The organism is Alcanivorax sp. HI0083 (genome assembly GCF_001635175.1).
Genome location: NZ_LWFX01000774.1, coordinates 1 through 7851 on the forward strand (window position 1 = coordinate 1; position 7851 = coordinate 7851).

The 7851-nt window shown below is 47.7% G+C and carries 7 protein-coding genes; 5 read left to right on the forward strand and 2 right to left on the reverse strand.

Annotated features, from left to right (window positions below; genetic code table 11):
* The coding region (locus A3754_RS07550) for a PQQ-dependent dehydrogenase, methanol/ethanol family (protein ID WP_369817590.1) at nt 1–1127 on the reverse strand (1127 nt) is incomplete at its 3' end.
* A gap of 357 nt (nt 1128–1484) precedes the next feature.
* On the opposite strand from A3754_RS07550, the gene pedF reads away from it, so the two are divergent.
* The 5 genes from pedF (at nt 1485) to A3754_RS07570 (ending at nt 6781) form a co-directional block, all read left to right on the forward strand.
* A complete protein-coding gene (gene pedF / locus A3754_RS07555; RefSeq protein WP_063539295.1) occupies nt 1485–1916 on the forward strand; it encodes a cytochrome c-550 PedF in 432 nt (143 codons plus the stop codon).
* A 1-nt stretch (nt 1917) separates the two neighbouring features.
* The gene (locus A3754_RS07560; protein WP_231880543.1) at nt 1918–2688 is read left to right on the forward strand and encodes a quinoprotein dehydrogenase-associated SoxYZ-like carrier; all 771 of its coding nucleotides are present in this window, start codon (nt 1918–1920) and stop codon (nt 2686–2688) included.
* Complete coding sequence (locus A3754_RS26045; RefSeq protein WP_082872280.1) at nt 2660–3619, forward strand: quinoprotein relay system zinc metallohydrolase 1; 960 nt, start codon at nt 2660–2662, stop codon at nt 3617–3619. The genes A3754_RS07560 and A3754_RS26045 overlap by 29 nt, the downstream gene beginning before the upstream one ends.
* 126 nt (nt 3620–3745) lie before the next feature.
* Nucleotides 3746–5266: an aldehyde dehydrogenase family protein gene (locus tag A3754_RS07565; protein ID WP_063519221.1), complete on the forward strand. Its 1521-nt coding sequence runs from the start codon at nt 3746–3748 to the stop codon at nt 5264–5266.
* Between the two features lie 78 nt (nt 5267–5344).
* Nucleotides 5345–6781 (forward strand): protein adenylyltransferase SelO family protein, encoded by a 1437-nt coding sequence (locus tag A3754_RS07570; protein WP_063519222.1) that lies wholly within the window; start codon nt 5345–5347, stop codon nt 6779–6781.
* Nucleotides 6782–6830: 49 nt separating this feature from the next.
* Here A3754_RS07570 and A3754_RS07575 read toward each other — a convergent pair.
* Nucleotides 6831–7851, reverse strand: a 1021-nt coding sequence (locus A3754_RS07575; RefSeq protein ID WP_063519224.1) for a porin, incomplete at its 5' end; no start/stop codon positions are given.

A 7851-nucleotide genomic window follows, 5' to 3' on the forward strand; every position in this document is an offset into this window, starting at 1 on the left:
TTGAGAAGTTTACCGTTAGCACGGTCGGTCACATAGAAGAAACCATTGCGGTCAGCGTGAGCGCCGGCTTTATGTTTCTTGCCTTTCTTGTCCTTGTAGTCAAAGAGAACGATTTCGTTATTACCCGAGAAATCCCAGGCATCGTTAGGTGTATGTTGATAGAACCACTTGATTTCACCGGTAGTTGGATCAACACCGACTTGGCCTGATGTGTATAGGCTATCGTAGTCGGCAGGGTCACCGTCTGGTGCAGTACGCGCCCAGCCGTTCCAGGGAGCCGGGTTGCCAGCGCCGATGATGATGGTATTGGTTGATGCATCAAAGGTAGCGCTTTGCCATGGTGCACCACCACCTTGGCTCCAGGCTTTCACTTTACCTGTTTCTGTATTGGGGTCATCAGGCCAGCTAGGCGCCCTTGGGTCGCCACTTGGGGTGCTGTCTTCACCGTTAAGACGACCAATGTGCCCTTCCACGAAAGGACGCATCCAGACTTCCTCACCCGTTGCAGGGTCGCGCGCAAACAGTTTCCCGACAACACCAAATTCGTCACCGGAAGAGCCATGAATCAACAGAACTTTGCCGGTTTTTTGATCTTTAACAATGGTTGGCGCGCCAGTCATTGTATAACCGACTTTATGATCGGCGAACTTTTTACGCCAAACGACCTTACCCGTGTCTTTGTTCAGAGCCACTACGCTGGCATCAAGGGTGCCAAAGAAAATGTTGTCGCCATAAATGGCGGCACCGCGGTTTACAACATCACAGCAAGGACGAATGTCGTCAGGTAGACGATGTGAATAAGTCCAGATGCGTTTTCCAGTTTTAGCATCAACAGCGAAAACACGGGAGTAGGAACCCGTTACGTAGATCACGCCTTCATGCACAAGGGCTTGAGATTCCTGGCCTCGCTGCTTTTCATCACCGAATGAGTAAGACCACGCAGGGGTAAGCATCGAGACATTTTCGCTATTAATGTCGTCTAGCGTGCTGTATCGCTGGGCGCTGGTGCCCATGCCATACATAAGCACATCTTCAGTGGTTTTATGGTCATTGGCGATATCTTTCCAGGTGACACCTTCTTCAGCAATAACTGTCCCGCTACTGCATGCAGTCAGCATGGTGGACATCGATATGACACCGATCATGCGGGACAGTCTCCCTCGGTGCGGTGGGTTGTAGTTTGTTTTCCTCATAACGCAAGCCTCTGCTCTGGTTTTAATATCTGATCGCACTGGCGGTAATGGGATCAGTGCATGGGAAATTACGGCGTGCCAGTTTGAGAATCCCCAGCAACGCGGTGTATCCATTCAGGCAGAGATCAGGGGCTGCAAGATACCGTCAGTGGAAGTAAATGATCTAACCATTTGGGGCTACGACTAAGGGAGTACGCATGATGGCCCGAAGGGCTAGTGCTGAATCTGTCAGGTGGCTGTTAGATTGATTTCCATAATGCAATCCATTGGTTGGAGTGAAGTATGAATGTAATGATGCGCATAGTGGGAAGTGTGGCTTTATTAGGTTGCTCTGTGGTGGTCCATGGCCACGGTAATGTGACTCCACAAGGCGTAGATCTTCGCGGGTTGGAGACTCTTGGTGAGGAGTGGCGCGATACCAACCCTTACCGTGAAGATCATCCGCAGCATGAATTGGCTGTGGATATTGGCAGCTCTGCGTATAACCAGAACTGTGCAGCTTGTCATGGCCTGGAAGCCAAGTCGGGAGGTATAGCGCCTGATCTGCGAGAGCTGGAAAACGGTGATTACGGTGACGAATGGTACAAAGAACGGGTTGTAAATGGAGCTGTGCGCAATGGTCGCGTTCTGATGCCGAAAATGGCCGATTATCTCAGTCAGGAAGCTTTGTGGGCTATCCGAACCTGGCTTGAGACGGTCAGCATGGAAACAATGGGACAGTAAAATGCGATCTGTAATGGTGTTTCCCGGGCTATTGTTCCTTCTACTTATCAGTATAAGTTCAGCGCAAGAGAACAATACTCGTCAAGATAAGGATCCTCTTGATTCATTCATGTGGGAGCTATATCAGGATCGTTATCTGTCCAACGCACCAGTACATTTTGACTCGAGAGTGAAAATAACCGCCCCTGATTTTGCCGAAGACTCAGGGCAGGTTCCGGTAGAAATAGATGCCAGTCATCTTAATGGCAAGTTTGATAAAATGCTGCTTTGGGTTGAGCTCAATCCTATACCTATGGTTTTTGAATACAACCCCGGTACACAAGGGCTGGCAAAAGTAGGGTTGAATATCCGCCTGGAGCAAGGCTCTCCTGTCAGGGTGGCCTTGTTAAGCCAGGGTGTATGGCATGTTGGAAGCACTTTTATTGACGGCGCAGGGGGAGGTTGTTCAACACCAGGTATCGCTAATTCCGGCAAGAATTGGTCCAAAGATTTTGGTCAGGTTAGAGGGCGCAGGTTTCCTGCCAAGCAGGGTAGTCGGCTTCGTTTTTTGATTATTCATCCGATGGAAAGCGGTCTCCTTCCCAGTGAGATCCCTTTCTATATCGAAGAGCTGAAAATCAGCAGTAAAGGGGAAACGGTTGCGGATATGAAATGGCATGCCTCCATTAGTGAAAATCCAGTTTTAACGATTGAAATGAAAGGCGATGAAAGAACCCCATACAAGATGAAGGCTAGAGATAACAATGCTAATGTACTGGAATCACAAATTTGATTATCGAGTCTTGTTATCGTTAGCTACTTTGTTTCTTGCGGCAATTTCGGCCCCAGTGCATGGAGAAGATCTTAATATTCATCAAGTTGTAGAAAATGTATGGATGGTCCAGGGGGTGCCAGAGGAGCTTAGTGAAGAAAATAGGGGTGACATAAGTAACAGCTCATTCATTGCCACGGGGAATGGGGTAGTGGTAATCGATACGGGGGCAACAGCTGCTTACGGTCGGAGGTTCAGAGAGGCTATTTCAGAATATACCGATGAGCCCATTCGCTGGGTGATCAATACCCACCATCACCCGGATCATATCTTTGGTAATAGTGCATTTTCAGATGTGCCGATAATGGCGCTTTCTGAGACACGAAATTTGTTAATGAAACATGGTGATTTTTATCTCAAAACAGTGCACGAACGTGTGGGAAGATATAGCGAAGACACGGTTGTTATTTTACCGAGTGTTACTGTTGAAGGTGGGGTGAAGAGTTTTTCTGGATACCCACTAAAATTAATCAGGTTTTCTGGTCATAGTGGCAATGATCTCGTTGTATATGACCCTCTGACAAAAATTCTGTTTGCCGGGGACATGCTGTTTTGGAACCGCGCACCAACCACTCCTCACTCTCCTGGAATTGATATCTGGCTGGAAGAAATAGACCGACTAGCAGAGCTAAACCCAGCAGTGATTATTCCCGGTCATGGCCCTCTCGCTCGTGATTCGGGTCCGATTGAGCAGACACGTGCATGGCTTTTATGGCTTGACTCGCTGATGAGAGGCGGAGTTGCTGCTGGACGTTCTGCTAATGAACTTATAGATAGTGATATTCCTGATCTGCTTTCTGATATTCCGATGGCAAAGTTTGAGCTAACCCGGAGTATTAGTCATTTCTATCGGAAATATGAAGATTCATGGTGGGAAAGCGTTAACCCTTAAGACCAAATGAGGAGAAGAATTACTCCCTTGGTAGCATGCGTCCCTGGCCCTCGTCATCCTATTCTGACTATGCAGGCGCTACTTATCAAAGCGCGGACGTCAAGCAATTAGAAGAGGAATCAGGCAATGATTTATGCAAATCCTGGTAGCGAAGGTTCAGTTGTCTCGTTTAAAGAGCGTTACGAAAACTATATTGGGGGTGAGTGGGTTGCACCGGTGAAAGGACAATATTTCGATAATGTTAGTCCGGTAAATGGTAACGTTTTCTGTGAGGTGGCCAGATCAAGTGCGGAAGACGTGGATTTGGCTTTGGATGCCGCTCACCGAGTTGCTGGGGAATGGGGAAAAACCTCAGCGACAGAACGTAGCAACATATTGTTGAAAATCGCGGATCGTCTTGAGCAAAATATTGAATCTCTTGCAGTCGCAGAAACATGGGACAATGGTAAGGCTGTACGTGAAACATTGAATGCAGATTTGCCCCTGGCCGTTGACCATTTTCGTTATTTCGCTGGCTGTATTCGTGCTCAAGAAGGCTCTGCTGCAGAGATCGATTCAAATACAGTGGCTTACCACTTTCATGAACCCCTTGGCGTTGTCGGGCAAATTATTCCATGGAACTTTCCAATCTTGATGGCAGCCTGGAAGTTGGCTCCAGCACTGGCAGCGGGTAACTGCATTGTATTGAAGCCTGCCGAACAAACCCCGGTTTCCATTCTCAAGGTGATGGAGTGTATTGGCGATTTGCTGCCTGCTGGTGTACTGAATGTGGTGAACGGATACGGTCAAGAGGCGGGTCAGGCTCTGGCATCCAGCAAGCGAATTGCAAAAATCGCCTTTACCGGTTCAACCCCTGTTGGGTCTCACATTCTAAAGTGTGCTGCTGAGAATATTATCCCCTCTACTGTAGAGTTGGGCGGTAAATCTCCAAATGTTTACTTCGCGGATATTATGAACGCCGAAGAGTCGTTTATTGATAAAGCTGTTGAGGGCTTGGTTTTAGCTTATTTTAACCAAGGCGAAGTTTGCACCTGTCCTTCTCGTGCCCTTGTTCAAGAGAGTATGTACGACGACTTCATTGAGCGCGTATTGAAACGAATCAAGACGATTAAACGTGGTAATCCACTTGATACTGAAACTCAAGTAGGCGCACAGGCTTCTCGAGAGCAGTATGACAAGATTATGTCATACATGAGTATTGCTAAAGAGGAAGGTGCAACGGTACTCGCAGGTGGTGGTAGTGAATATCTTGAAGGGGATTTTGGTAACGGTTTTTATATTCAGCCTACCCTTCTTAAAGGACACAATAAAATGCGCGTCTTCCAGGAAGAGATTTTTGGTCCAGTTGTTGGTGTGACTACCTTTAAGGATGAGGAAGAAGCTCTGCGAATTGCCAATGACACCGAATTCGGCCTTGGGGCTGGTGTATGGAGTCGGGATATGAATGTTGCCTTTAGAATGGGGCGGGGTATTCAGGCTGGGCGTGTTTGGACTAATTGCTACCATGCTTATCCTGCACATGCGGCCTTTGGCGGATATAAGAAATCAGGCATCGGTCGTGAGACTCACAAGATGATCCTTGACCATTATCAGCAAACAAAGAACTTGCTGGTCAGCTACGATACCAATCCGCTTGGTTTTTTCTGAATGATTTCTCCTGGTCGTCTGTCTTGACGTCTTATTGCCGCCCTCAGGGCGGCTTTTTTATTGTTGTGAGAAGGAAATATGCTTGAACTTCCTGATAAGCAAGATAACCCGTGGGCAGTTCTCTCGATAGCCAATGCCTGGAAGTCCCTTCCCCCCATGCTGTGGTCAGCCCAGGCGCCAGAATGGTCACCTGTGGAAGAGTTGATTGATATTTCTCCTATGGCCCTACGTTTATTGCAACTCGATGTTCAGCAGCTCCGGACCCATGTTGAAGGCGTTTCAACGTTGAAAAACCTGCATTCTGGAAGCATCCTCTTACCGGGTATGTCTCCGTTGGCACAAAAGTATGCAGGACATCGCCATGGGGTATTCAACGATCGTATTGGTGATGCAAGGTCTTTGCTCTTGGGGGAAGTGGCTACGCCGTTAGGTCGTATGGAAATGTACTTAAAGGGTGGGGGAAGAACCCCTTATGCTCTTAGGGGTGATGGCTATTTGGGGTTGCGTAGTGCGGTCAAGGAATATCTTGTCAGTCACGCTCTCTATGGTATCGGGATACCAACCAGTCTTCCGCTAAGCATTTGTAATCATAAAAGAAAAATTTTTCGTGATCAGTTGGAGAAGTCTGCAACCGTGATTCGCCTTTCTCCATCTCATGCTCGAGTTGGCCATTTCGAATGGCTGGCTACCAGGGGGAACGCTGCAGCCATGAAGGCTTTGATTGCTCACCTTGGTGGTTGTTATGGCGAAGGTGGTGAAATGAGCGTGGAGCAGTTTTTTAAACACTCTGTACAACGCGCCGCTCATCTTGCTGCAGCGTGGCAGGTCTGGGGGTTTGTCGCTGGCACACTGAATACAGATGATATTTCCGCTCTAGGTGTGACTCTTGATCCCGGCGCAGGAGCTTTTCTGGAATCTTGCCAGGCTTTACTGACAGAAGATTGCGATGCAGTTGACAGCGTATATGCATTTTCTTCCCAGTCTGAATCTATCAGGTTTGGACTTGAGGTGCTGGGCAGGGCATTACGATTGTTGCTGCACGAAGAAAAAATAAACGCCATATTGGAGAGTTTTTATGACCAGCGTAAAAAAGCGATGCTATGTGGAATGCGCTCTCGCTTGGGGTTGATGATGTCGAGAGAAGAAGATTCAGTATTGATTAACCAATGGCTGTCCATCCTGCATAGGAAGGGAGCAGATTACAATTCTTCATTCCGTTATTTAATGGAATGGAAAAATGATGAATCGAGTGACCACCATTTGGCTGATAAGCTAGGTCTTGAGCGTAACGATAGGGTTCTGGCTGAGTGGTTGAATGCGTATCGGAAGCGTCTTGAAAATGAGTGTTTTACCTACCATGAGCGCTACCGTTTCATGGCTGGGGTTAATCCGATAACAATACTTAGAGAGGCCGATATTTGTGACGTTAGTGCTGCCGTGGAAGCCGGCGATTTTATCCCTCTGGCTCGCTTGAGAAAGCGAATTACACAGCCTTACCATAATTTTATTCAGTAAAAAAGGGTGAGTGCCATGGCGCTCACCCTTTGATATTTGAGGTTATTAATTACCAGGCTACCGTGGCACCCAGTGCAAGTGTGTCAGTTGTCTCTATTTCGCCTACTGTTTCGTCATCCAGCTCAACACGACTGAAGTTGGTTACCAGGTTAAGATAATCATTGGCTGCGTAACTTATAATTACGCCTTTATTTTCGTAATCAATCGCTGTTCCACCAGTAACGCCATCATCTTCGGTTCGGCCATAGGTTCCCGCAACTCGCATTTTGCCGATTTGATAACCCGCTTGTATAAGGTAGCCATTGCTATCAACTTCCTGGAGTGGGAGTTGGCCAGCGTTATTAGTGAACAAGGGATGGATACCTGTAGCATCAAAACCGGAAGCGGTGAGGGTTAAGTCAGCGGCTTTGATTTGAGCGCCGTAACCTACGCCTTCTGATGTGATATCAGTAACGGTATTATCTGTATTTTCGGAGTTTTGATAAGCACCGTTAACCCATGTATAAATTTCCATTCCTCCAATGTCTGCCTGGTAGCTGATTTCACTTTCTACTCTTGGGGTGTCTTGATATGCCTTGCCTGGCGCACCCACTTCATTGGTGTCGTATGGGTCTAGAATCCCCACTGCAATGTTTAGACCGCCCATTTCAGGGCTCCGCCAGGTGATTTGCGAGCTTGGGAAGGCGTAGGGATAGCCGGTGCCGATATTCCCGAAAGATACGCCACCGCCATCAACGAGGCCCACGACATCGCTGGAATGGCCAAACCCAATGAGCAATTCGTCGCGGAGGATGTTGGAACGAGCAAAGAGCCCGAAATCTTTACCAATAAGCACCTCACCGAAGCTGCCACCAATAGTTCCATAAAACTGACGTACATCAATAGCCGTGCCGGTGGCGGCAGTTTCACTGTCATTAATGGTGACCCAGAAGGATGACCTTGCGCCCAGTGTAAGATCACCTATTTCTCGTTTCATATTGAAACCAATATAGTTTGGCAGGAAACCCATTTTAACTCTTGATTGTCTGCGGTCGAATTGATCGCCGGCACGGTCTACGTCGTTGTTTACA

What these genes read in the sequence shown, in the direction of transcription:
- pedF (WP_063539295.1), top strand. Translation starts at nt 1,485, where the DNA reads ATGATGCGCATAGTGGGAAGTGTGGCTTTATTAGGTTGCTCTGTGGTG.
- A3754_RS07560 (WP_231880543.1), top strand. Translation starts at nt 1,918, where the DNA reads ATGCGATCTGTAATGGTGTTTCCCGGGCTATTGTTCCTTCTACTTATC.
- A3754_RS26045 (WP_082872280.1), top strand. Translation starts at nt 2,660, where the DNA reads ATGCTAATGTACTGGAATCACAAATTTGATTATCGAGTCTTGTTATCG.
- A3754_RS07565 (WP_063519221.1), top strand. Translation starts at nt 3,746, where the DNA reads ATGATTTATGCAAATCCTGGTAGCGAAGGTTCAGTTGTCTCGTTTAAA.
- A3754_RS07570 (WP_063519222.1), top strand. Translation starts at nt 5,345, where the DNA reads ATGCTTGAACTTCCTGATAAGCAAGATAACCCGTGGGCAGTTCTCTCG.